This is a genomic window from Streptomyces sp. NPDC014006, from assembly GCF_043088925.1.
Taxonomy (GTDB): Bacteria; Actinomycetota; Actinomycetes; order Streptomycetales; family Streptomycetaceae; genus Streptomyces.
Genome location: NZ_JBICAJ010000008.1, coordinates 302,347 through 326,368 on the forward strand (window position 1 = coordinate 302,347; position 24,022 = coordinate 326,368).

Consider the following 24,022-nt stretch of genomic DNA (forward strand, 5'->3'; position numbering starts at 1 on the left):
CCAGCCATGAAACCCAAAGCCCTTGCCGCCACCGTGCTGTTCCTCGCGCCGCTCACCGCCTGCGGCGGCACCGCCTCCGCCGGCGGTGACAGCGCCACGGTCACCGTGACCGTCGGCTACCAGTCCAAGACCCTCAACACCGTCACCGCCGGCACCCTGCTGCGCTCCCTCGGCTCCTTCGAGAAGCAGCTGAACGCCCTGCACGACGGCCACACCTACAAGGTCGTCTGGCAGGACTACGCCACGGGCGCGCCCATCACGGCCCAGATGACCGCAGGCAAGATCGACATCGGCTCGATGGGTGACTTCCCGCTGCTCATCAACGCCGCCCGAGGCAAGCAGCTCGATCGCCCCACCCACCTGGTCTCCGTCACCGGCTACAACCTCCGCGGCGGCCTCAACACCATCGTCACCGCGCCCGACTCGAAGCTCGCTTCCGTGACCGACCTGAAGGGCAAGAGGGTCTCCACGTCCGTCGGCTCCGCGGCCGACGGCACCCTCGTGCGGGCCCTGCAGCGCGCCGGCATCGACCCCGACAAGGGCATCGAGAAGCTCAACCAGCAGCCGGCCGTCGGCGCCTCCGCCCTGGCCGCGGGCAGCGCGGACGCGTTGTCGCAGTTCGTCGCCTGGCCGGGTCTGCTCGCCCACCAGGGCAAGGCGAAGGCCCTCTACGACGGCGCCCAGCTGAACCTGCCCACCTTCCACGGCGTCACCGCCCGCGAGGACTTCGCCAAGAAGCACCCGGCCGTACTGGAGGCCTTCCTCAAGGCCCAGGCCGAGGCCACCGACTACCTCAGCGCCCATCCCGTGGCCGCCGCCGAGAAGGTCGCCGACGCCACCGGCCTGCCCGCCGAGGTCGTCTACCTCTACAACGGCGCCCACGGCATCGCCACCTTCGACCCGGCCGTCAAACCGCAGCTCGTCTCCGCACTCAAGCAGGACGTGGCCATCCTGAAGGCCGCGAAACTGACCGGCGACATCGACGTGGACGCGTTCGTCGACGACCGCTACGTGAAGCAGGCCCTCGGCGCCTCCTACACCCGGCGCCTGACCGCCACACCCACCCCGGCCGCCGCCGAAATCTGGCCCAAGGGCGCTGACCAGACGCTCCAGCTGCCCTCCCCCACGGCGCTGCTCAGCCACGTGAAGCGGCACCGCGACACCGTCCGCGCCACCTACGTCGCCGACGCCACCACCGGCACCCTGTGGTTCGCCGACCAGGCGATCTGGGTGGCCGACGGGAAGAAGCTGCTGCCGTTCGTCGCCCCCTCGACCGCGCGGGCCTACGTCGACGGCCACGGCGGCGCACGGGTCATCACGTACGCCGACGCCCTGGAGCGGGCCTCATGACCCGGTACGCGCTGCGCGTCCTCTCCCTAGCCACCGCCCTCGGCGTGTGGCAGCTGCTGACCAGCCTGGACGTCGACCTGTGGCTGCGCTTCTCGCAGTTCCCCACGGTCACCGACGTCGCCCACGCCTTCGCCAGGCGGCTGTCCGGCCCCGACTACTGGACGGACCTCACCGACAGCCTGACGCGTATCACCTCCGGCTTCCTCCTCGCGGCCGTCCTGGGTGTCGCCGCCGGCGTGCTCGTGGCCCGCTCGCGGCTCGCCGAGGACCTGCTCGGCACGCTGCTGGAAGTGGTCCGCCCCATCCCCGCCATCGCCCTCGTCCCCGTCGCGATCCTTCTCTTCCCCTCCAACGAACAAGGCATCGTCTTCATCACCTGCACCGCCGCCTTCTTCCCCGTCCTGGTCTCCACCCGGCACGCGGTACGCGCCCTGACCCCCGTGTGGGAGGAGGCGGTGCGCACCATGGGCGGCAACCGGTGGCGTGTGCTCGGCTCGGTCGTGCTGCCGGGTGCCCTGCCCGGCATCTTCGGCGGACTGTCGGTCGGCATCGGCGTGTCGTGGATCTGTGTGATCTCCGCCGAGATGATCTCCGGCCAGTACGGCGTCGGGTACCGCACCTGGCAGGACTACACCGTCCTCGACTATCCCGGCGTGTTCGTCGGCATGGTCACGATCGGCGTGCTCGGCTGGATCACCTCCACCGCCGTGGAACTCCTCGGCCGCCGCCTGACCCGCTGGCTGCCCCGCACATCCCATGCCGCCACGGGACGCGTCCGCCCCGCCGGGTCCGCCGCGTCGAAGGCGCCGGAAGGCGCCGCCGTGGCCGCGGCGTCGGCCGCGCCGAGCAAGGAGGCACGTGATGAGCACCTCGTCTGAAACCCGCACGCCCGCCCCGCCCGTGACCCGTCCGGTGCAGGCCGCGCACGGCACCCGGCTCACCCTGCGCGGCGTCACACTCGGCCGCCCGGACGCTCCCGCCGTCGGCGGCGTCGACGTGGACATCGCACCCGGCGAGATCCTCACCGTCGTCGGCCCCTCCGGCTGCGGCAAGTCGACGCTGCTGCGCACCCTCGCCGGGCTGCTGCCCCCGCTCGCCGGAACCCTCGAGCAGGACGGCCGGCCACTGACCGGGCCGACGGCGGAACGCTCCCTGGTCTTCCAGGAGGACGCGCTGCTGCCCTGGCGCACCCTGCGCGGCAACGTGGAACTCCCGCTCGCCATCGCCGGCGTCCCCCGCCGCGCACGCAGAGCGCAGGCCGAGGACTGGCTGGCCCGTGTCCATCTCGCCGAAGAGGCCGGGCAGTTGCCCCACCGGGTCTCGGGCGGGCAGCGCCAGCGCGCCCAGCTGGCCCGCGCCCTGGCCGGCCGGCCCCGCGCCGTGCTGATGGACGAGCCGTTCGGCGCGCTGGACGCCCAGACCCGGGCCGGCATGCAGGACCTGCTGGTGGAGGTGCTGCACGGCACGGCCGCCACCGTCGTCTTCGTCACCCACGACGTCGACGAGGCGCTGTTCCTCGGCGACCGGGTGGCGCTGATCGGCTCCGGCGAACTGACCGCCGTACGCGATGTGCCGCGCCCCCGTGACCGGACGGCACGCGACGACCCCGCGCGCGTGGCGCTGCGCCGCGACATCCTCTCCTCGCTCGGTACGTGAAAGGCACCCCGGTGACCGTCGTGAACACCACTGTGGACACTCCTCTGGCGATCCCCGCCCTCAGTGATGCCGAGGAGCTGACCTGCGACGTCCTCGTCATCGGCGGCGGCACCGCCGGGACGATGGCCGCGCTGACCGCCGCCGAGCGCGGCGCGGACGTGCTGCTGCTGGAGAAGGCCCACGTCCGCCACTCGGGCGCGCTCGCCATGGGCATGGACGGCGTCAACAACGCGGTCGTCCCAGGCCGCGCCGAACCCGACGACTACGTCGCCGAGATCACCCGCGCCAACGACGGCATCGTCGACCAGTCCACGGTCCGCCAGACGGCGACGCGCGGCTTCGCGATGGTGCAACGGCTTGAGTCGTACGGCGTGAAGTTCGAGAAGGACGAGCACGGTGAGTACGCCGTCCGCCAGGTGCACCGCTCCGGCTCCTATGTGCTGCCCATGCCGGAGGGCAAGGACGTCAAGAAGGTCCTCTACCGGCAGTTGCGGCGGCGGGAGATGCGGGAGCGGATCCGCATCGAGAACCGTGTGATGCCGGTACGGGTCCTCACGGCGCAGGGGAGGGCCGTGGGAGCGGTCGGCTTCAACACCCGCACCGGCGCGTTCGTCACCGTCCGCGCGGGCGCGGTGATCCTGGCCACCGGTGCCTGCGGCCGCCTCGGCCTGCCCGCCTCGGGCTACCTGTACGGCACCTACGAGAACCCCACCAACGCGGGCGACGGCTACGCCATGGCCTACCACGCGGGCGCCGAACTCACCGGCATCGAGTGCTTCCAGATCAACCCGCTGATCAAGGACTACAACGGCCCGGCCTGCGCCTATGTCGCCAACCCCTTCGGCGGCTACCAGGTCAACCGGCACGGCGAGCGCTTCGTCGACTCCGACTACTGGTCGGGGCAGATGATGGCGGAGTTCGCCGCCGAGGTGGCCTCCGACCGGGGCCCGGTCTATCTCAAGCTCAGCCATCTGCCGGAGGAGTCGGTCGCGGCGCTGGAGTCGATCCTGCACTCCACCGAACGCCCCACCCGCGGCACCTTCCACGCCGGACGCGGCCACGACTACCGCACCCACGACATCGAGATGCACATCTCCGAGATCGGCCTGTGCGGCGGCCACTCCGCCTCCGGTGTCCGCGTCGACGACCACGCCCGCACCACCGTGCCCCGCCTGTACGCGGCCGGCGACCTGGCGTGCGTGCCGCACAACTACATGATCGGCGCCTTCGTCTTCGGCGACCTCGCCGGCGCGGACGCCGCCCGGTACACGGTCTACGAGGGCGAGCTGCCGGAGGACCAGCTGCGCGAGGTGCACGAGCTGATCTACCGCCCGCTGCGCAACCCGGACGGCCCGCCGCAGCAGCAGGTCGAGTACAAGCTGCGCCGCTTCGTGAACGACTACGTCGCCCCGCCGAAGTCGGGCGCCCGGCTCTCGCTGGCCCTGGAGGCGTTCGAGCGGATGCGCACCGACATCGCCGCGATGGGGGCGCGCACGGCGCACGAGCTGATGCGGTGCGCGGAGGTCACCTTCATCCGCGACTGCGCGGAGATGGCCGCGCGCGCCTCCCTGGCCCGCACGGAGTCCCGCTGGGGTCTCTACCACGAGCGCCTGGACCATCCCGCGCGCGACGACGCCTCCTGGTTCCACCACCTCGATCTGCACAAGTCCCCCTCTGGTGCGATGGAGTTCACGGCCCGTCCCGTGGCTCCCTATCTGGTCCCCGTGGAGGGGTACGCGCCGGTCGGCGGTTCCCCTCGTGCCCTCGGCGAGGTGCGCCCGCAGGGCGTGGCCACGGCCGGGTCGCGGGACGCGGCACCCCTGGCGGCCACGGGCGTCGCTTCCGAGCGCCCCGTGCCGGAAGCGTCCGCCGAACCCCCGCAGCTCTCGGGCGCCCTCCCCCGCACCGGGCCGTCCGCCGAGCGTCTCCTGGAGCTGGTCGCCCTCGCCGAGGAACATCCCGAACTCGCCGCTCTGCGGCCTTACTTGGCCGATCCGGCGGCCGCCGTCCGGCGCGAGGCGGTCGCCGTCCTGACCGAGACACTGCCCGCCGGGACCGGGCCCGCCCTCGCCGCCGCGCTGCGCGACCCGGCCGCCGAGGTGCGGTCCGCGGCCGCCGCATCGCTGCGTGAGCTGGTCGAGACCCTGCCGCCCGAGCCCGCCCTGCGCGACGGCCTCGCCGCCGCCCTGGACGAACCGGACCCCGTCGTCCGAGCCGCCGCCCTCGACATCCTGCGGGCCCTGAGCCTCGGTGACGCCGGCGTGTTCGCCGGCTCCCTGGCAGACACCGACATCGCCGTGCGCATCGCGGCCGTACGGGCCCTCGTCTCCGTCGACGCCGCCGGCGAACTGGCCCGCGCCGCCACCACCGACCCCTCCCGCGAGGTCCGGGTCACGCTCGCCAAGGCGCTGGCCACGGTGGCGTCGACCCCCCGCGCGGCCGACGCCCCGGACCCCGCGTCACCCGGTGCCGTTCACGCCGCGCTCGCCGGGCTCACCGAGGACTCCGACGGGCTGGTGCGCGGTGCGGCGTACGAAGCGCTGGGCATCGCCGGCTGTCCCGGCCCGCTGGCCACACGGGCCGTCGCCGCTCTGACCGATGCCGTCTGGCAGGTCCGCGCCGGTGCCGCCACCGCCCTGTCGGCCGCGGACGCCCCCTTGGCCGTCCGCGCGCTCGCCAAGGCGGTCGCCGATCCGAACGCCGACGTGCGCAAGGCCGCCGTCCTCGCCCTCACCCGGCACGGCGACGCCGAGGGCGCCCGAGCGGCCCTCGCCACGGCCACCGCGGACACCGACGCGGACGTCAGGGCGTACGCGACACGGGGGCTGTGACGAGCCGGGGGTCCAGGGCGCGCGGCGGTCCTCGTCGGACGGCGACCGCCGCGCGCCGCAGGCTCTATATCCAGTCCTCCGGCTCCGGTTCGACGTCGGGCCAGTCGTCCTCCGGCTCCGCCGCGCCGGGCCCGGCCTCCCGCGGTGCTGCCGCGCCGGGCGGCCCGCCCAGACCGGCCAGGACCTCGATCACGCCCTCCCCGTACGTCTCCAGCTTCTTCAGGCCCACCCCGCCGACCGTTCCGAGCTCCTGCGCCGACGTCGGCCACACCGTGACGATCTCGCGCAGCGTCGCGTCGTGGAAGATGACGTACGCCGGGACACCCTGCTCGCGGGCCTGCTCGGCGCGCCAGGCACGCAGGGCCTCGAAGGCGGGCTGGAGCGACTCGGGCAGCTCGGCGGCGGCGGTCTTCGGCCGGCCGCCACGGCCGGAGGAGCCCGAGGAGCCCGACGCCGACCGGGAGGCCGCCGGCTTCTTCGGCTCCTTGCGCAGCGGCACGTCCCGCTCGCGCCGCAACACCGATCCGCTGGCCTCGGTCAGCACCAGCGTGCCGTATTCCCCCTCGACGGCGAGCAGTCCCTGGGCGAGCATCTGGCGCACCACACCGCGCCATTCGCCCTCGCCGAGTTCCTGGCCGATGCCGAACACCGACAGCTGGTCGTGGTCGAACTGGATGACCTTGCCGGTGCGCTTGCCCAGCAGGATGTCCACGATCTGACCGGTGCCGAACTTCTGCCCGCGCTCGCGCTGCAGGCGCACCACCGTCGACAGCACCTTCTGCGCGGCGACCGTGCCGTCCCAGGTCTCCGGCGGGGTGAGGCAGGTGTCGCAGTTGCCGCATCCCGCCGCGTCCGGCTCCTGACCGAAGTAGGCGAGGAGCTGGCCGCGCCTGCACTGGGCCGTCTCGCACAGGGCGAGCATGGCGTCCAGGTGGGACTGGGCCCGCCGCCGGAAGGCCTCGTCGCCCTCACCGGACTGGATGAGCTTGCGCTGCTGTATGACGTCGTTGAGGCCGTAGGCCATCCAGGCCGTGGAAGGCAGTCCGTCGCGGCCGGCCCTCCCGGTCTCCTGGTAGTAGCCCTCGACCGACTTCGGCAGGTCCAGGTGGGCGACGAAGCGCACGTCCGGCTTGTCGATGCCCATGCCGAAGGCGATCGTCGCCACCACGATCAGACCGTCCTCCCGCAGGAAGCGCGACTGGTGCGCGGCGCGCGTGCCGGCGTCCAGGCCCGCGTGGTACGGCACCGCCTGGATGCCGTTGCGGGTGAGGAACTCCGCCGTCTTGTCCACGGAGTTGCGCGACAGGCAGTAGACGATGCCGGCATCGCCCGCGTGCTCCTCCCGCAGGAAGCTCAGCAGCTGCTTCTTCGGGTCCGACTTCGACACGATCCGGTACTGGATGTTGGGCCGGTCGAAGCTGGCAACGAAGTGCCGGGCCCGCGGCATGTTCAGCCGCTCGGTGATCTCCCGGTGCGTCGCATGGGTCGCCGTCGCGGTGAGCGCGATGCGTGGCACGTCCGGCCAGCGCTCACCGAGCAGGGACAGGGTGAGGTAGTCGGGCCGGAAGTCGTGGCCCCACTGCGAGACACAGTGCGCCTCGTCGATGGCGAAGACGGAGATCTTCCCCCGGGAGAGCAGGTCCAGGGTGGCGTCGACCCGCAGCCGCTCCGGGGCCAGGTACAGCAGGTCCAGCTCGCCCGCCAGGAACTCGGCCTCCACTACGCGCCGCTCGTCGAAGTCCTGCGTGGAGTTGATGAACCCGGCGCGCACACCGAGCGCCCGCAGCGCGTCCACCTGGTCCTGCATGAGCGCGATGAGCGGCGATACGACGATCCCCGTACCCGGTCTGACCAGGGCCGGGATCTGGTAGCACAGCGACTTGCCGCCGCCGGTCGGCATGAGGACGACCGCGTCGCCGCCGGCCACCACATGCTCGACGATCGCTTCCTGCTCGCCGCGGAAGGCCTCGTATCCGAAGACCCGGTGCAGTGTGGCGAGCGCTTCGCTCTCGTCCACGCCCGGCGCCTCGGTCATCTCTGCCATCTCGCTGATCACGCCCGTCCCGGCCATCGTCCCGTCCCCCGTGCGTCGTCCTTCGACCACTGCCTCCACGATAGGGGCCCGCGGTGACAGCCCCCGAGTTATCCACAGGCGCGTGGTGTGATCATCCGACCTCGCCATCGCACTCGTCTGCCGGTGTCGTACCTCAGCCCAATGGCCCGCCCGGCGTGGCGAGCCCCCGATGTGCGGGACATGCTGCTCGGGCGGGGCCGGGGGGACCCGCAGCCGTCGTGTCCGTCCGTCGCCGGAGGAGATGTCCCGCATGCGCCCCCGTCTCGCCAAGACCGTCCTCGCCCTGACCGCGTCCCTCTCCCTGCCTCTCGCCGCCGCGCCCGCCCACGCCGGCTCCGCGTCACCCCACCCTGCCGGGCAGGAGCAGCCCGCCCATGCCGGCCCCACGACCCCGGACCCGGTCCTGCTGGGGCAGCTCGCCCGCACGTACGAGGCGACCGCGAAGTACGGCTACCTGCCGAACGCGCTCGCCGACGGCTACCAGGCGCACATGTGCCTGGCCCGCGACCAGGGCGGGATGGGCTACCACTACTTCAATGAGTCCCGCTTCGGCTCGCTGGACCCGGCCAAGCCGGCCGGTCTTCTCTACGAGGACGACGGCAACGGCGGGCGCCGGCTCGTCGGGGTGGAGTGGGTCGTCCCGACCGCCGACGCCCAGGGCAAGCGGCCGCAGATCTTCGGCCAGGACTTCCAGGGCCCCATGGCCGGTCACTACCCCGGCATGCCGCGCCACTACGACCTGCACGCCTGGCTGTACAAGCCGAACCGCAACGGCCTGTTCGCCCAGTGGAACCCCGACGTGACCTGCCCGTCCTCCGACATGCCGAAGGCCTGACGCCCGCGCCCTTCACCGTCGCACGCGCCCTGCGCCGTCCAGGTCCGCACGCATGGGGCCCCGGTTCCTTGGTGAAGGAACCGGGGCCCCACAGCCGTACGGGACGAACGGCTCAGCGCACGAACACGCCCGCCTGGCTCGCCAGGTCCAGGAAGTACTGCGGCGCCACACCGAGCACCAGCGTGACCGCGACGCCGACACCGATCGCCGTCATCGTCAGCGGCGACGGCACGGCGACCGTCGGCCCCTCCGGACGCGGCTCGCTGAAGAACATCAGCACGATCACGCGGATGTAGAAGAACGCCGCGATGGCCGACGAGATCACACCGATCACGACCAGCGGGGCCGCGCCACCCTCGGCGGCCGCCTTGAAGACGGCGAACTTCCCGGCGAAGCCGGAGGTGAGCGGGATGCCCGCGAAGGCCAGCAGGAACACCGCGAACACGGCCGCCACCAGCGGCGAGCGCCGGCCGAGCCCCGCCCACTTCGACAGGTGCGTCGCCTCACCGCCCGCGTCGCGCACCAGCGTGACCACGGCGAACGCGCCGATCGTCACGAAGGAGTACGCGGCCAGGTAGAACAGCACCGACGAGACACCGTCGGGCGTGGTCGCGATGACACCCGCGAGGATGAATCCCGCGTGCGCGATCGACGAGTACGCCAGCAGTCGCTTGATGTCGGTCTGCGTGATGGCGACGATCGCGCCGCCCAGCATGGTGACGATCGCGACGCCCCACATGACCGGCCGCCAGTCCCAGCGCATCCCCGGCAGGACGACGTACAGGATGCGCAGCAGCGCGCCGAAGGCCGCCACCTTGGTCGCCGCGGCCATGAAGCCGGTCACCGGGGTCGGAGCGCCCTGGTAGACGTCCGGCGTCCACATGTGGAAGGGCACCGCGCCGACCTTGAACAGCAGGCCCATCACGATCATCGCGGTGCCGAGCAGCAGCAGCGCGTCGTTGCCCATGGTGCCCGCCAGGGCCGGGTCGACGTTGCTGATCGTGCCGTCGACGACCTGGGCGATCGTGCCGTACGAGACCGAGCCCGCGTAGCCGTACAGCAGGGCGATGCCGAACAGGGTGAACGCGGAGGCGAACGCGCCGAGCAGGAAGTACTTGACCGCGGCCTCCTGCGACATGAGCCGCTTGCGGCGGGCCAGGGCGCACAGCAGGTACAGCGGGAGCGAGAAGACTTCCAGCGCGACGAACAGGGTCAGCAGATCGTTGGCCGACGGGAAGACCAGCATGCCGGCGACCGCGAACAGCAGCAGCGGGAAGACTTCGGTGGTGGTGAAACCGGCCTTCACGGCCGCCTTCTCGCTCTCGCCGCCCGGCACCGACGCGGCCTGCGCGGCGAAGGAGTCCACGGGCCGGCCGTGCGCCGCCGGGTCCAGGCGCCGCTCGGCGAAGGTGAACAGGCCGACCAGGGCGGCCAGCACGATCGTGCCCTGCAGGAAGAGCGAAGGCCCGTCGACGGCGATGGCGCCCATCGCGGCGATGTGCGCCTTGGTGGTGCCGTAACCGTCCGCCGCGAGCGCGACGATGGCGGCGAAGGCGGCGGCGAGCGCGACGACGGACACGAACAGCTGGGCGTGGTAGCGCGCCCTGCGCGGCACGAACGCCTCGATGAGGACTCCCACGATCGCCGCGCCGATGACGATCAGGGTGGGCGACAATTGCCCGTATTCGATCTTCGGCGCGTCGATCTTGGAGATCGGGTCGGCCGCGGTTGTCCACAGGCTGTGGACGGCTGCTGTACTCACTTGGCCGCCTCCACCTCGGGCCGGGGGTCCTTCTTGTGTACGTCGGACAAGGTCTGCTTGACCGCCGGGTTGACGATGTCCGTGACGGGCTTCGGATAGACGCCCAGGAAGATCAGCAGGACGACCAGCGGGGCGACGACCACCAGCTCACGCACCCGCAGATCGGGCATCGCGGAGACCTCCGGCTTCACCGGGCCGGTCATCGTGCGCTGGTACAGCACCAGCGTGTACAGCGCGGCCAGCACGATGCCGAAGGTGGCGATGATGCCGATGGCCGGGTAGCGGGAGAACGCGCCGACCAGGACGAGGAACTCGCTGACGAACGGCGCCAGGCCCGGCAGCGACAGGGTCGCCAGACCGCCGATCAGGAAGGTGCCGGCGAGCACCGGGGCGACCTTCTGCACACCGCCGTAGTCCGCGATGAGCCGCGAACCGCGCCGGGAGATGAGGAAGCCGGCGACCAGCATCAGCGCGGCCGTCGAGATGCCGTGGTTGACCATGTACAGCGTCGCGCCGGACTGGCCCTGGCTGGTCATCGCGAAGATGCCGAGGATGATGAAGCCGAAGTGCGAGATCGACGCGTAGGCGATCAGACGCTTGATGTCGCGCTGGCCGACGGCGAGCAGCGCGCCGTAGATGATGCTGATCAAGGCCAGGACGAGGATCACCGGCGTCGCCCACTTCGACGCCTCCGGGAAGAGCTGGAGGCAGAAGCGCAGCATCGCGAAGGTGCCGACCTTGTCGACGACCGCCGTGATCAGGACGGCGACCGGCGCGGTGGACTCCTGCATGGCGTTGGGCAGCCAGGTGTGCAGCGGCCACAGCGGCGCCTTCACCGCGAAGGCGAAGAAGAAGCCGAGGAACAGCCAGCGTTCGGTGTTCGTCGCCATGTGCAGCGAGCCGTTGGCGCGGGCCTGGGCGATCTCGGCGAGGGAGAAGTTCCCGGCGACCACATACAGGCCGATCACCGCGGCCAGCATGATCAGACCGCCGACCAGGTTGTAGAGCAGGAACTTCACCGCCGCGTACGACCGCTGCGTGGACGCCGCCTCCTCGCCGTGCTCATGGGCACGGTCCCCGAAGCCGCCGATGAGGAAGTACATCGGGATCAGCATGGCTTCGAAGAAGATGTAGAAGAGGAAGACGTCGGTGGCCTCGAAGGAGAGGATCACCATCGCCTCGACGGCCAGGATCAGCGCGAAGAAGCCCTGCGTGGGCCGCCAGCGCCGGCTGCCGGTCTCCAGCGGGTCGGCGTCGTGCCAGCCCGCCAGGACAATGAACGGGATCAGCAGCGCGGTCAGCGCGACCAGCGCCACCGCGATGCCGTCCACGCCCAGTTCGTAGCGCACCCCGAAGTCCTTGATCCAGGCGTGCGACTCGGTGAGCTGGTAGCGGCCGCCGTCGGGGTCGAAGCGGACCAGGACGACGACGGCCAGGACGAGCGTGGCGAGCGAGAACAGCAGCGCCAGCCATTTGGCGGCGGTGCGCCGCGCGGCCGGCACGGCGGCCGTGGCGACCGCCCCGATGGCCGGGAGCGCCGCCGTCGCTGTCAGCAGAGGAAAGGACATCGGTATCAGACCGCCCTCATCAGCAGGGTCGCGGCAATGAGCAGTGCCGCACCGCCGAACATCGAGACCGCGTACGACCGCGCGAAGCCGTTCTGCAGTCGCCGCAGCCGTCCGGACAGGCCGCCGACCGAGGCCGCCGTGCCGTTGACGACACCGTCGACCAGGGTGTGGTCGACGTACACCAGGGAGCGCGTGAGGTGCTCGCCGCCGCGGACCAGGACGACGTGGTTGAAGTCGTCCTGCAGCAGATCGCGGCGGGCGGCCCGGGTGAGCAGCGAGCCGCGCGGGGCGACGGCCGGGACCGGCCTCCGGCCGTACTGCGCCCAGGCGATGGCCACGCCGATGACGAGGCACACCATGGTCGCGCCGGTGACGGTCGCCGCGCTGAGCGGCGAGTCGCCCTCACTGTGCCCGGTGACGGGCTCCAGCCAGTTCAGGAAGCGGTCGCCGATGCTGAAGAACGCACCGCCGAAGACCGATCCGACGGCCAGCACGATCATCGGGATCGTCATGACCTTCGGCGACTCGTGCGGGTGCGGTTCGCTGTGGGCGCCGCGGGTCTCGGCGGCCGGCTCCACGCTGGGCTCGGCCGGGGACGGCGTCGGCGCGTTGCGCCAGCGCTCCTCGCCGAAGAACGTCATCAGCATCACGCGCGTCATGTAGAAGGCGGTGATGGCCGCGCCCAGCAGGGCGGCGCCGCCGAGGATCCAGCCCTCGGTGCCGCCCTTGGCGAACGCCGCCTCGATGATCTTGTCCTTGGAGAAGAAGCCGGACAGGCCGGGGAAGCCGATGATCGCGAGGTAGCCGAGGCCGAAGGTGATGAACGTGACCGGCATGTACTTGCGCAGGCCGCCGTAGCGGCGCATGTCGACCTCGTCGTTCATGCCGTGCATGACCGAACCGGCGCCGAGGAAGAGGCCGGCCTTGAAGAAGCCGTGCGTCACCAGGTGCATGATCGCGAAGACGTAGCCGATCGGGCCGAGGCCCGCGGCCAGCACCATGTAGCCGATCTGCGACATGGTCGAGCCGGCCAGCGCCTTCTTGATGTCGTCCTTGGCGCAACCGACGATCGCACCGAACAGCAGCGTGACCGCGCCGACCACGGTGACGACGAGCTGCGCGTCGGGCGCCGCGTTGAAGATCGCCGCGGAGCGCACGATGAGATAGACGCCTGCGGTCACCATCGTCGCCGCGTGGATGAGGGCCGAGACCGGGGTCGGGCCCTCCATGGCGTCGCCGAGCCAGGACTGCAGCGGCACCTGGGCGGACTTGCCGCAGGCGGCGAGCAGCAGCATCAGGGCGATCGCGGTGAGCTTGCCCTCGGTGGCGCCGCCGACCAGTCCGGGCTGCTCGTGGGTGCCGAGGACGGGACCGAAGGCGAAGGTGCCGAAGGTGGTGAACATCAGCATGATGGCGATCGACAGGCCCATGTCGCCGACACGGTTGACCAGGAACGCCTTCTTCGCCGCGGTGGCCGCGCTGGGCTTGTGCTGCCAGAAGCCGATGAGCAGGTAGGAGGCGAGACCGACGCCCTCCCAGCCGACGTACAGCAGCAGGTAGTTGTCGGCCAGGACGAGCAGCAGCATCGCCGCGAGGAACAGGTTGAGGTAGCCGAAGAAGCGGCGGCGGCGCTCGTCGTGCTCCATGTACCCGACCGAGTACAGGTGGATCAGCGAGCCGACACCGGTGATCAGCAGGACGAACGTCATCGACAGCTGGTCCAGGCGGAAGGCCACGTCCGCCTGGAAGCCCTCGACGGGCACCCAGCTGAACAGGTGCTGGGTCAGGGTGCGGTGTGCGGCGTCCTTGCCCAGCAGGTCGGAGAAGAGGACGAGACCGAACACGAAGGACGCGGCCGACAGAGCCACGCCGATCCAGTGGCCGACGCGGTCCAGGCGCCGGCCACCGACCAGCAGGACGGCCGCTCCGAGCAGGGGCGCCGCGATGAGCAGCGCAATCAGGTTCTCCACGATTCTTCCGACCCCTTACAGCTTCATCAGGCTGGCGTCGTCGACCGAGGCCGAGTGGCGGGAACGGAACAGCGACACGATGATCGCGAGCCCGACCACGACCTCCGCCGCCGCGACGACCATCGTGAAGAACGCGATGATCTGGCCGTCGAGGTTGCCGTGCAGCCGGGAGAAGGCGACGAACGCGAGGTTGCAGGCGTTCAGCATCAGCTCGATGCACATGAAGACCACGATGGCGTTGCGCCGGATCAGCACGCCGGTGGCGCCGATCGTGAACAGCAGGGCCGCCAGATACAGGTAGTTGACCGGGTTCACTGCGACGCCTCCTCGGTCCGCTTGAAGGTCGCCGGTGTGATCGCGCCACGCTCCAGGCGCTCCTGCGCGCGCTGCTCCAGCGCCTTGAGGTCGTTGAGCGCCTCGGTCGACACGTCACGGATCTGGCCGCGCTCGCGCAGCGTCTTGCTGACGGTGAGCTCGGACGGTGTGCCGTCGGGGAGCAGGCCCGCGATGTCCACCGCGTTGTGCCGGGCGTACACGCCGGGCGCCGGCAGCGGCGGGATGTGCGCGCCTTCGCGGATGCGCTGTTCGGACATCTCCCGCTGGGTCTTGGCGCGCTCGGTGCGCTCGCGGTGGGTGAGCACCATGGCTCCGACGGTGGCCGTGATCAGCAGAGCGCCGGTGATTTCGAAGGCGAAGACGTACTTGGTGAAGATGAGGGACGCGAGCCCCTCCACATTGCCGTTCGCGTTCGCCTGGCCGGTGCCGTTGAACTCCTTCAGGGAGGCGTTGCCGATCCCGGCGAACAGCAGGATGCCGAAGCCGAGGCCGCACAGCAGGGCCAGCCAGCGCTGGCCCTTGATGGTCTCCTTCAGGGAGTCCGCCGCGGTGACACCGACCAGCATCACCACGAACAGGAACAGCATCATGATCGCGCCGGTGTAGACGACGATCTGCACGATGCCGAGGAAGTAGGCGCCGTTGGCGAGGTAGAACACCGCCAGGACGATCATGGTCCCGGCGAGGCAGAGGGCACTGTGCACGGCCTTCTTCATGAAGACGGTGCACAGGGCGCCGATCACCGCGACGGTGCCGAGGACCCAGAACTGGAAGGCCTCTCCGGTGGAGGTGGAGTAGGCGGCGAGCTGCGCGGTCATCGCCCGATCACCTTCTCCGACGCCGGTTCCTCCTCGCCGAAGGTGGACGCGGCCTCCTGCGGGACCTCCCCCTTGGAGACGGCGACCTGCCGGACCGTGCCGGGGGCGGCCTCGGTGACCAGGCCCTGGTAATAGTGCTGCTCGTCCATCCCCGGGTAGATCGCGTGCGGGACGTCGACCATGCCCTCTTCGAGGCCGGCGAGCAACTGCTCCTTGGTGTAGATGAGGTTGGCGCGGCTGGAGTCGGCCAGCTCGAACTCGTTGGTCATCGTCAGCGCGCGCGTGGGGCACGCCTCGATGCACAGCCCGCACAGGATGCAGCGGGCGTAGTTGATCTGGTAGACGCGGCCGTACCGCTCGCCCGGCGAGTAGCGCTCCTCGTCGGTGTTGTCGGCGCCCTCCACATAGATGGCGTCGGCGGGGCAGGCCCAGGCGCACAGCTCGCAGCCGACGCACTTCTCCAGGCCGTCCGGATGGCGGTTGAGCTGGTGCCGTCCGTGGAACCGCGGAGCCGTGGTCTTCTTCTGCTCCGGGTACTGCTCGGTCAGCCGCTTCTTGAACATGGCCTTGAAGGTCACGCCGAAGCCGGCCACCGGGTTGAGGAAACCGGGCTCGGTCTCCTTGGGCTCCTCAGCCATCGGACGCCTCCTTTCCATCCAGAGATCCGTCACTGTGAGTATCGGACCCACCACTGACAATCAGCTCCCGCTCGCGGCGCGAGCGGCGCCGGGGCACCGGCGGAAGCTCCTGTCCGGGCAGCGGTGGTACGGGGAATCCGCCGGCCATCGGGTCGAACCCGGCCGGCTGGGCGGCGGGCGTCCCGTCCTTCTTCGTCTTCTCGCGGAACATGTCGACGACGAACGACAGCAGCAGCAGCGCGAGGACGGCGCCGCCGACATAGAGGGCGATGTCGGCGAAGTCGTAGTTCTCGTTGCGCAGCGCCCGGACGGTCGCGACCAGCATCAGCCAGACCACCGACACCGGGATGAGGACCTTCCAGCCGAGCTTCATCAGCTGGTCGTAGCGGACGCGGGGCAGTGTGCCGCGCAGCCAGATGAAGAAGAACAGCAGCAGCTGGACCTTGATCACGAACCAGAGCAGCGGCCACCAGCCGTGGTTCGCGCCCTCCCAGAAGGTGGAGATGGGCCAGGGGGCGCGCCAGCCGCCGAGGAAGAGGGTGGTCGACACCGCCGACACCGTCACCATGTTCACGTACTCGGCGAGCATGAACATCGCGAACTTGATCGACGAGTACTCGGTGTTGAAGCCGCCCACCAGGTCGCCCTCGGACTCCGGCATGTCGAAGGGGGCGCGGTTGGTCTCGCCGACCATCGTGACGATGTAGAGGATGAAGGAGACCGGCAGCAGCAGGATGTACCAGCGGTCGTGCTGCTGCTCGACGATCGTCGACGTCGACATCGAGCCGGAGTACAGGAACACCGAGGCGAACGCGGCGCCCATGGCGATCTCGTAGGAGATCATCTGCGCGCAGGAGCGCAGACCGCCGAGCAGCGGGTACGTCGAGCCGGAGCTCCAGCCCGCGAGCACGATGCCGTAGATGCCGACCGAGGCGACCGCGAGAATGTAGAGCATCGCGATCGGCAGGTCGGTGAGCTGCATCGTGGTGCGGTGGCCGAAGATCGAGATCTCGTTGCCGGCCGGGCCGAAGGGGATCACCGCGATCGCCATGAACGCCGGGATGGCGGCGACGATCGGCGCGAGGACGTAGACCACCTTGTCCGCGCGCTTGACGATGACGTCTTCCTTGAGCATCAGCTTGATGCCGTCGGCGAGCGACTGGAGCATGCCCCAGGGGCCGTGCCGGTTGGGGCCGATGCGCAGCTGCATCCACGCGACGACCTTGCGCTCCCAGACGATGGAGAACAGCACGGTCACCATCAGGAAGGCGAAGCAGAACACCGCCTTGACGACGACCAGCCACCACGGGTCGCGGCCGAACATCGAGAGGTCTTCAGCGGCGAGGTACGGGCTCATGCCTCCACCTCCTTCGGGGCGTCGGCGACGGGGGCCGCCGGGCCGATGCGGACGAGCGAGCCGGGCAGCGCCCCGGTGTCGGAGGCGACGCCTCCGCCGACGGAGTTCAGCGGGAGCCAGACGACACGGTCGGGCATCTCGGTGACCTCGAGCGGAAGTTCGGTGGTGCCCGCCGGGCCGGTCACGGCGAGGAGGTCGCCCTCCTTGACGCCCGCCTCGGCGGCCGTGGCGGCCGACACGCGCGCGTGGGCGGCGTGCCGCGTCCCGGCGAGCGCCTCGTCGCCCTCCTGCAGCACGCCCTGGTCCAGCAGCAGCCGGTGCCCGGCGAGCACCGCCTCACCGGCCGCGGGCCGCGGGAGCGGCCCGGCCGTCTCCAGCGGATCGGTGGCGCGCGGCCCGGCCCAGGCACCCAGCCGGTCGATCTCCGCGCGGGTGGTGCGCAGATCGGGCAGGCCCAGGTGGACGTCCATGGCGTCGGCGAGCATCTGCAGCACGCGCGCGTCGGTCGGCTCGATACGGCGGGTCATGTGGTCGGGCTTGAGAGCGGCCTCGAAGAAGCGGACCCGGCCTTCCCAGTTGAGGAAGGTGCCCGGCTTCTCGGCGACCGCCGCGACCGGCAGGACGACATCGGCGCGCTCGGTGATCTCACTGGGCCGCAGCTCCAGCGACACCAGGAAGCCGACCTCCTCCAGAGCGGTACGCGCGCGTGCCGGGTCGGGCAGGTCGGCGACCTCCACACCGGCCACCAGCAGCGCCTGGAGTTCACCGCCGGCGGCGGCCTCCACGATCTGCCCGGCGTCACGGCCGTAGCGGTGCGGGAGTTCGGCGACGCCCCAGACGGCGGCGACCTCCTCACGCGCGCGTGGATCGGTGGCCGGGCGGCCGCCCGGCAGCAGCGACGGCAGCGCACCGACCTCGATCGCGCCGCGCTCCCCGGCCCGCCGCGGGATCCACACCAGATCGGCGCCGGTCGCGGACGCGGCCCGTACGGCGGCGGTGAGACCGCCGGCCACCGCGGCCAGCCGCTCGCCGACGACGATCACCGCGCCCTCGGTGCGCAACGCCTCGGCGGCCCGGGCCCCGTCGTCCTCCAGGCCGGCGCCGCTCGCGAGGGCGTCCAGCCATTCGGTCTCGGTGCCGGGAGCGGCCGGCAGCAGCGTGCCGCCCGCCTTGGTCAGACCGCGGGTCGCGTGCGTGGCCAGTGCGAACACCTTCTGCCCGTGCCCCCGCCAGGCCTTGCGCAGCCGGAGGAAGACACCGGGCGCCTCCTCCTCGGACTCGAAGCCGACCAGCAGGACCGCCGGCGCCTTCTCCAGGGAGGTGTACGTCACGCCCGTACCGTCGAGGTCACGGCCCCGGCCGGCGACCCGGGCGGCGAGGAAGTCGGCCTCCTCACTGCTGTGCACGCGCGTGCGGAAGTCGATGTCGTTGGTGTCGAGCGCCACGCGCGCGAACTTGCTGTAGGCGTAGGCGTCCTCGACGGTGAGCCGGCCACCGGTCAGCACACCGGTGCGGCCACGCGAGGCGAGCAGCCCCTGCGCGGCGATCTGCAGCGCCTCCGGCCAGGACGCCGGCTCCAGCTCACCCTCCGCGTTGCGCACCAGCGGCGTGGTGAGACGGTCCTTCTGCTGGGCGTAACGGAAGGCGAAGCGCCCCTTGTCGCAGATCCACTCCTCGTTGACCTCGGGGTCGAAGCCGGCCAGCCGCCGCATGACCTTGCCGCGCCGGTGGTCGGTGCGCGTCGCGCAGCCACCGGAGCAGTGCTCGCACACCGACGGCGAGGAGATCAGGTCGAAGGGACGGGAGCGGAACCGGTACGCCGCCGAGGTGAGCGCGCCGACCGGGCAGATCTGGATGGTGTTGCCGGAGAAGTACGACTCGAACGGGTCGCCCTCACCGGTGCCGACCTGCTGCAGCGCGCCCCGCTCGATCAGCTCGATCATCGGGTCGCCGGCGATCTGGTTGGAGAAGCGGGTGCAGCGCGCGCACAGCACGCACCGCTCGCGGTCCAGCAGCACCTGCGTCGAGATCGGCACCGGCTTCTCGTAGGTGCGCTTCCTGCCCTCGAAGCGGGACTCGGCGTTGCCGTGCGACATCGCCTGGTTCTGCAGCGGGCACTCGCCGCCCTTGTCGCAGACCGGGCAGTCCAGCGGGTGGTTGATGAGCAGCAGCTCCATCACACCCTTCTGGGCCTTCTCGGCGACCGGGGAGCTGAGCTGCGTCTTGACGACCATGCCGTCGGTGCAGGTGATCGTGCAGGACGCCATCGGCTTGCGCTGGCCCTCGACCTCGACGATGCACTGCCGGCAGGCGCCGGCCGGGTCGAGCAGGGGGTGGTCGCAGAACCGGGGGATCTCGATGCCGAGCTGCTCCGCGGCCCGGATGACCAGGGTGCCCTTGGGCACGCTGATCTCGACGCCGTCGATGGTCAGCGTCACCAGGTCCTCGGGCGGGACCGCCGCCTCTCCCCCGCCCGCCGGGGCGTTGGTGGTCACGGTCATGCGTTCACCTCCGTGCGGTCGGCCCAGGCCGTCGACTTGGCCGGGTCGAAGGGGCAGCCGCGGCCCGTGATGTGCTGCTCGTACTCCTCGCGGAAGTACTTCAGCGAGGAGAAGATCGGCGAGGCGGCACCGTCGCCGAGGGCGCAGAACGACTTGCCGTTGATGTTGTCGGCGATGTCGGCGAGCTTGTCGAGGTCGCTCATCGCGCCCTTGCCGGCCTCGATGTCCCGCAGCAACTGCACCAGCCAGTAGGTGCCTTCACGGCAGGGCGTGCACTTGCCGCACGACTCGTGGGCGTAGAACTCCGTCCAGCGGGTCACCGCGCGCACCACGCAGGTCGTCTCGTCGAAGCACTGCAGGGCCTTCGTGCCGAGCATGGAACCGGCGGCGCCCACTCCTTCGTAGTCGAGCGGGACGTCGAGGTGCTCGTCGGTGAACATCGGCGTCGAGGAGCCGCCCGGGGTCCAGAACTTCAGCCGGTGCCCGGGGCGCATGCCGCCGCTCATGTCGAGCAGCTGGCGCAGTGTGATCCCGAGCGGCGCCTCGTACTGGCCGGGGCTGGCGACATGACCGGAGAGGGAGTACAGCGTGAAGCCAGGGGACTTCTCGCTTCCCATCGACCGGAACCAGTCCTTGCCCCGATTCAGGATCGCGGGAACCGACGCGATCGACTCGACGTTGTTCACAACAGTCGGGCAGGCATACAGGCCCGCCACAGCAGGGAAGGGGGGACGGAGCCGCGGTTGACCCCGGCGGCCTTCGAGCGAGTCCAGCAGCGCGGTCTCCTCACCGCAGATGTACGCCCCGGCGCCGGCGTGCACGGTGAGGTTCAGATCGAGCCCGCTGCCCAGGATGTTCTCGCCGAGGTAGCCGGCCTCGTAGGCCTCGCGCACGGCCTCGTGCAACCGCCGCAATACGGGGACGACTTCACCACGCAGGTAGATGAAGGCATGCGACGACCTGATGGCATAGCACGCGATCACGATGCCCTCGATGAGGCTGTGCGGGTTCGCGAAGAGGAGCGGGATGTCCTTGCACGTCCCGGGCTCCGACTCGTCGGCGTTGACAACCAGATAGTGCGGTTTTCCATCACCCTGCGGGATGAACTGCCACTTCATCCCCGTCGGGAATCCCGCGCCGCCGCGCCCGCGCAGACCGGAGTCCTTGACGTACGCGATCAGGTCGTCCGGCGACATGGCGAGCGCCTTGCGGAGCCCCTCGTACCCTTCGTGCCGTCGGTAGACGTCCAGGGACCAGGACCGGTCCTCGTCCCAGAAGGACGACAGCACGGGCGCGAGCAGCTCCTCGGGGCTGTTCTCCTTCAGTTCGGGTGCCAAGGTCATCACTCCCCCTCCTCGGCTGCGGGCCCCGCCGGGTGGGAGGGGTCGGAGGCCGATGTGTCCTGCGGCGCGTCATGGGAGCTGAGGTGCTCGGCCGGCGACGGCTCGTGCACCCTGTCCTGCTCCTGATGAGGACCGCCGCGCGGATGGACCACGCGCGCGGGTCCGGCCTCTCCCTTGGCCAGGCGGAGGCCCACCAGCGACGCCGGTCCCGCACTGCCGCCCGCCTCGACGGCCCCTGGCCGCTCGTCGGGGAAGCCGGCCAGAATCCGCGCGGTCTCCTTGAAGGTGCACAGCGGCGCACCGCGCGTGGGCGTGACCGGGCGACCCGCGCGCAGGTCGTCGACGAGACGGCGGGCGCTGTCGGGCGTCTGGTTGTCGAAGAACTCCCAGTTGACCATCACGACGGGCGCGAAGTCGCAGGCCGCGTTGCACTCGATGTGCTCCAGGGTGACCTTGCCGTCGTCGGTGGTCTCGCCGTTGCCGACGCCGAGGTGCTCCTGGAGCTGCTCGAAGATCGCGTCTCCGCCCATCACCGCGCAGAGCGTGTTGGTGCACACACCGACCTGGTAGTCGCCGCTCGGCCGGCGCCGGTACATGGTGTAGAAGGTGGCGACGGCGGTGACCTCGGCCGTGGTCAGGCCGAGCACGTCCGCGCAGAACCGCATCCCGGTGCGCGTGACGTGGCCCTCCTCCGACTGCACCAGGTGCAGCAGCGGAAGGAGCGCCGAGCGGGAGTCGGGGTAGCGGGCGATGATCTCGCGCGCGTCCGCCTCCAGCCGGGCTCGGACCTCGTCCGGGTAGTCGGGCGCGGGCAGCTCGGGCATCCCCAGGCTGACGCCTCGCTCCGAAGAAGAGGTGGTCACCGGTCGACGCCTCCCATCACGGGGTCGATGGACGCGACGGCGACGATGACGTCGGCGACCTGGCCGCCTTCGCACATCGCCGCCATGGCCTGCAGGTTGGTGAACGACGGGTCGCGGAAGTGGACCCGGTAGGGGCGGGTGCCGCCGTCGGACACGGCGTGCACGCCGAGTTCGCCCTTGGGGGACTCGACCGCCGCGTATGTCTGTCCCGGCGGTACCCGGAAGCCCTCCGTGACCAGCTTGAAGTGGTGGATCAGGGCCTCCATGGAGGTGCCCATGATCTTCTTGATGTGGTCGAGGGAGTTGCCCAGTCCGTCCGGTCCCAGGGCGAGCTGGGCGGGCCAGGCGATCTTCTTGTCGGCGACCATGACCGGACCGGGCTGGAGCCGGTCCAGGCACTGCTCGACGATGCCCAGCGACTGGCGCATCTCCTCCAGCCGGATCAGGAAGCGGCCGTAGGCGTCGCAGCTGTCGGCGGTCGGGACGTCGAAGTCGTACGTCTCGTAGTCGCAGTAGGGCTGTGTCTTGCGCAGGTCGTGCGGCAGGCCCGTGGCGCGCAGGATGGGTCCCGTCGCGCCGAGGGCCATGCAGCCGGCCAGGTCGAGGTAGCCGATGTCCTGCATGCGGGCCTTGAAGATGGGGTTCCCGGTGGCGAGCTTGTCGTACTCGGGAAGGTTCTTCTTCATCTTCTTCACGAACTCGCGGATGTGGTCCACCGCGCCGGGCGGCAGGTCCTGGGCGAGTCCGCCGGGGCGGATGTACGCGTGGTTCATCCTCAGGCCCGTGATGAGCTCGTAGATGTCGAGGATCATCTCGCGGTCACGGAACCCGTAGATCATGATCGTGGTCGCGCCGAGCTCCATACCGCCGGTGGCGATGCACACCAGGTGGGAGGAGAGCCGGTTCAGCTCCATCAGGAGCACACGGATGATCTTGGCCCGCTCGGTGATCTGGTCCTCGATACCGAGGAGCTTCTCCACGGCGAGGCAGTAGGCGGTCTCGTTGAAGAAGGACGTCAGGTAGTCCATGCGCGTCACGAACGTGGTGCCCTGCGTCCATGTCCGGTACTCGAGGTTCTTCTCGATGCCGGTGTGGAGATAGCCGATGCCGCAGCGGGCCTCGGTGACCGTCTCGCCCTCGATCTCCAGGATCAGGCGCAGCACGCCGTGGGTGGAGGGGTGCTGGGGGCCCATGTTGACGACGATGCGCTCGTCGTCGGCCTTGGCGGCGGACTGGACGACCTCGTCCCAGTCGCCACCGGTCACCGTGTAGACGGTGCCCTCGGTGGTCTCGCGGGCCGAGGCGGCCGACGCGGCGTGTGACTGCGTGTTGCTCACGAGTACGACCTCCGCTGGTCCGGAGCCGGGATCTGGGCGCCCTTGTACTCGACGGGGATGCCGCCGAGGGGGTAGTCCTTGCGCTGCGGATGGCCCTGCCAGTCGTCCGGCATCATGATCCGCGTCAGCGCCGGGTGACCGTCGAAGACGATCCCGAAGAAGTCGTACGTCTCGCGCTCGTGCCAGTCGTTCGTCGGATAGACGGAGACCAGCGACGGGATGTGCCGGTCGCTGTCGGGGCAGCTGACCTCGAGCCGGACGAGCCGGTTGTGGGTGATCGAGCGCAGGTGGTAGACGGCGTGCAGCTCGCGGCCCTTGTCGTTCGGGTAGTGCACGCCGCTGACGCCGGTGCACAGCTCGAAGCGCAGCGCCGGGTCGTCGCGCAGGGTGCGGGCGACGCGGAGCAGGTGCTCGCGCTCGATGTGGAACGTCAGCTCGTCCCGGTCGACGACCGTCTTCTCGATGGCGTTCTCGGGCAGCAGGCCCTGTTCCTCGAGCGCGCCCTCGAGTTCGTCGGCGACCTCGTCGAACCAGCCGCCGTACGGCCTGCTCGCCGGTCCCGGGAGGCGGACCGAGCGGACCAGGCCGCCGTAGCCGGAGGTGTCGCCGCCGTTGTTGGCGCCGAACATGCCGCGCTGGACGCGGATCTCCTCGCCGCCCTCACCGCGCTGGCCGGGGAGGTTGGAGGCGGACAGGTCCTTCTCGGGGTTCACCCCGTTCGACCCGTTGGCCCCGTTGGATCCGTTGACGCCGTTCGAACCATTCGATCCGTTCGCGCCGTTG

At 70.6% G+C, this 24,022-nt stretch carries 18 protein-coding genes; 5 read left to right on the top strand and 13 right to left on the bottom strand.

All coding sequences use genetic code 11. From position 1 onward, the window contains the following. Window positions 1-6: 6 nt before the first annotated feature. From ACF1GV_RS27300 to ACF1GV_RS27315, 4 genes are read left to right on the top strand one after another with little or no spacing between them, the layout of a single operon-like run. Complete coding sequence (locus ACF1GV_RS27300) at window positions 7-1,350, top strand: ABC transporter substrate-binding protein (protein WP_391685544.1); 1,344 nt, start codon at window positions 7-9, stop codon at window positions 1,348-1,350. Beyond that, window positions 1,347-2,228: an ABC transporter permease gene (locus ACF1GV_RS27305; RefSeq protein WP_391685546.1), complete on the top strand. Its 882-nt coding sequence runs from the start codon at window positions 1,347-1,349 to the stop codon at window positions 2,226-2,228. Before ACF1GV_RS27300 ends, ACF1GV_RS27305 begins: the two co-directional genes overlap by 4 nt. Then, on the top strand, window positions 2,212-3,006 hold the full coding sequence (locus ACF1GV_RS27310; protein WP_391685548.1) for an ABC transporter ATP-binding protein: 795 nt from the start codon (window positions 2,212-2,214) through the stop codon (window positions 3,004-3,006). Before ACF1GV_RS27305 ends, ACF1GV_RS27310 begins: the two co-directional genes overlap by 17 nt. Window positions 3,007-3,026: 20 nt before the next feature. Further along, window positions 3,027-5,837, top strand: a complete 2,811-nt coding sequence (locus tag ACF1GV_RS27315) for a fumarate reductase/succinate dehydrogenase flavoprotein subunit (protein WP_391685550.1) — start codon at window positions 3,027-3,029, stop codon at window positions 5,835-5,837. Between the two features lie 64 nt (window positions 5,838-5,901). Here ACF1GV_RS27315 and recQ read toward each other — a convergent pair whose 3' ends face one another. Beyond that, on the bottom strand, window positions 5,902-7,908 hold the full coding sequence (gene recQ, locus ACF1GV_RS27320) for a DNA helicase RecQ (RefSeq protein WP_391685774.1): 2,007 nt from the start codon (window positions 7,906-7,908) through the stop codon (window positions 5,902-5,904). A gap of 253 nt (window positions 7,909-8,161) precedes the next feature. Here recQ and ACF1GV_RS27325 point away from each other — a divergent pair, with 253 nt between their 5' ends. After that, window positions 8,162-8,746: a hypothetical protein gene (locus ACF1GV_RS27325; RefSeq protein ID WP_391685552.1), complete on the top strand. Its 585-nt coding sequence runs from the start codon at window positions 8,162-8,164 to the stop codon at window positions 8,744-8,746. Window positions 8,747-8,858: 112 nt separating this feature from the next. On the opposite strand, the gene nuoN is transcribed toward ACF1GV_RS27325, so the two are convergent. From nuoN to ACF1GV_RS27385, 12 genes are read right to left on the bottom strand one after another with little or no spacing between them, the layout of a single operon-like run. Further along, window positions 8,859-10,508 carry an NADH-quinone oxidoreductase subunit NuoN gene (nuoN, locus tag ACF1GV_RS27330; RefSeq protein WP_391685554.1) on the bottom strand — a complete coding sequence of 550 codons (1,650 nt, stop codon included), beginning with the start codon at window positions 10,506-10,508 and terminating at the stop codon, window positions 8,859-8,861. Continuing rightward, on the bottom strand, window positions 10,505-12,076 hold the full coding sequence (locus tag ACF1GV_RS27335; RefSeq protein ID WP_391685556.1) for an NADH-quinone oxidoreductase subunit M: 1,572 nt from the start codon (window positions 12,074-12,076) through the stop codon (window positions 10,505-10,507). The genes nuoN and ACF1GV_RS27335 overlap by 4 nt, the downstream gene beginning before the upstream one ends. Before the next feature lie 5 nt (window positions 12,077-12,081). Then, window positions 12,082-14,046: an NADH-quinone oxidoreductase subunit L gene (gene nuoL / locus ACF1GV_RS27340; RefSeq protein WP_391685558.1), complete on the bottom strand. Its 1,965-nt coding sequence runs from the start codon at window positions 14,044-14,046 to the stop codon at window positions 12,082-12,084. 15 nt (window positions 14,047-14,061) lie between these two features. Continuing rightward, entirely contained in the window at window positions 14,062-14,361 is a 300-nt protein-coding gene (gene nuoK, locus ACF1GV_RS27345) for an NADH-quinone oxidoreductase subunit NuoK (RefSeq protein ID WP_121405432.1), read from the bottom strand. Further along, window positions 14,358-15,200, bottom strand: coding sequence for an NADH-quinone oxidoreductase subunit J (locus ACF1GV_RS27350; protein ID WP_391685561.1), 843 nt, complete (start codon window positions 15,198-15,200; stop codon window positions 14,358-14,360). Before ACF1GV_RS27350 ends, nuoK begins: the two co-directional genes overlap by 4 nt. Continuing rightward, on the bottom strand, window positions 15,197-15,838 hold the full coding sequence (nuoI, locus tag ACF1GV_RS27355; RefSeq protein WP_391685562.1) for an NADH-quinone oxidoreductase subunit NuoI: 642 nt from the start codon (window positions 15,836-15,838) through the stop codon (window positions 15,197-15,199). Before nuoI ends, ACF1GV_RS27350 begins: the two co-directional genes overlap by 4 nt. Next, complete coding sequence (nuoH, locus tag ACF1GV_RS27360) at window positions 15,831-17,195, bottom strand: NADH-quinone oxidoreductase subunit NuoH (RefSeq protein ID WP_391685564.1); 1,365 nt, start codon at window positions 17,193-17,195, stop codon at window positions 15,831-15,833. Before nuoH ends, nuoI begins: the two co-directional genes overlap by 8 nt. Further along, window positions 17,192-19,696, bottom strand: coding sequence for an NADH-quinone oxidoreductase subunit G (locus tag ACF1GV_RS27365; RefSeq protein WP_391685566.1), 2,505 nt, complete (start codon window positions 19,694-19,696; stop codon window positions 17,192-17,194). Before ACF1GV_RS27365 ends, nuoH begins: the two co-directional genes overlap by 4 nt. Further along, entirely contained in the window at window positions 19,693-21,039 is a 1,347-nt protein-coding gene (nuoF, locus tag ACF1GV_RS27370) for an NADH-quinone oxidoreductase subunit NuoF (RefSeq protein ID WP_391685568.1), read from the bottom strand. Before nuoF ends, ACF1GV_RS27365 begins: the two co-directional genes overlap by 4 nt. Then, window positions 21,039-21,902 carry an NADH-quinone oxidoreductase subunit NuoE gene (nuoE, locus tag ACF1GV_RS27375; protein ID WP_391685570.1) on the bottom strand — a complete coding sequence of 288 codons (864 nt, stop codon included), beginning with the start codon at window positions 21,900-21,902 and terminating at the stop codon, window positions 21,039-21,041. Before nuoE ends, nuoF begins: the two co-directional genes overlap by 1 nt. Beyond that, window positions 21,899-23,239, bottom strand: coding sequence for an NADH-quinone oxidoreductase subunit D (locus ACF1GV_RS27380; protein ID WP_391685572.1), 1,341 nt, complete (start codon window positions 23,237-23,239; stop codon window positions 21,899-21,901). Before ACF1GV_RS27380 ends, nuoE begins: the two co-directional genes overlap by 4 nt. Beyond that, window positions 23,236-23,952 carry an NADH-quinone oxidoreductase subunit C gene (locus ACF1GV_RS27385; RefSeq protein ID WP_391685776.1) on the bottom strand — a complete coding sequence of 239 codons (717 nt, stop codon included), beginning with the start codon at window positions 23,950-23,952 and terminating at the stop codon, window positions 23,236-23,238. The genes ACF1GV_RS27380 and ACF1GV_RS27385 overlap by 4 nt, the downstream gene beginning before the upstream one ends. Between the last annotated feature and the right edge of the window lie 70 nt (window positions 23,953-24,022).

Coding starts and splice junctions, on each gene's coding strand:
- nuoH (WP_391685564.1), bottom strand. CDS start 17,195: ATGAGCCCGTACCTCGCCGCTGAAGACCTCTCGATGTTCGGCCGCGAC.
- nuoI (WP_391685562.1), bottom strand. CDS start 15,838: ATGGCTGAGGAGCCCAAGGAGACCGAGCCCGGTTTCCTCAACCCGGTG.
- ACF1GV_RS27305 (WP_391685546.1), top strand. CDS start 1,347: ATGACCCGGTACGCGCTGCGCGTCCTCTCCCTAGCCACCGCCCTCGGC.
- ACF1GV_RS27350 (WP_391685561.1), bottom strand. CDS start 15,200: ATGACCGCGCAGCTCGCCGCCTACTCCACCTCCACCGGAGAGGCCTTC.
- ACF1GV_RS27325 (WP_391685552.1), top strand. CDS start 8,162: ATGCGCCCCCGTCTCGCCAAGACCGTCCTCGCCCTGACCGCGTCCCTC.
- nuoF (WP_391685568.1), bottom strand. CDS start 21,039: ATGACCTTGGCACCCGAACTGAAGGAGAACAGCCCCGAGGAGCTGCTC.
- recQ (WP_391685774.1), bottom strand. CDS start 7,908: ATGGCCGGGACGGGCGTGATCAGCGAGATGGCAGAGATGACCGAGGCG.
- ACF1GV_RS27300 (WP_391685544.1), top strand. CDS start 7: ATGAAACCCAAAGCCCTTGCCGCCACCGTGCTGTTCCTCGCGCCGCTC.
- ACF1GV_RS27365 (WP_391685566.1), bottom strand. CDS start 19,696: ATGACCGTGACCACCAACGCCCCGGCGGGCGGGGGAGAGGCGGCGGTC.
- ACF1GV_RS27335 (WP_391685556.1), bottom strand. CDS start 12,076: ATGTCCTTTCCTCTGCTGACAGCGACGGCGGCGCTCCCGGCCATCGGG.
- ACF1GV_RS27310 (WP_391685548.1), top strand. CDS start 2,212: ATGAGCACCTCGTCTGAAACCCGCACGCCCGCCCCGCCCGTGACCCGT.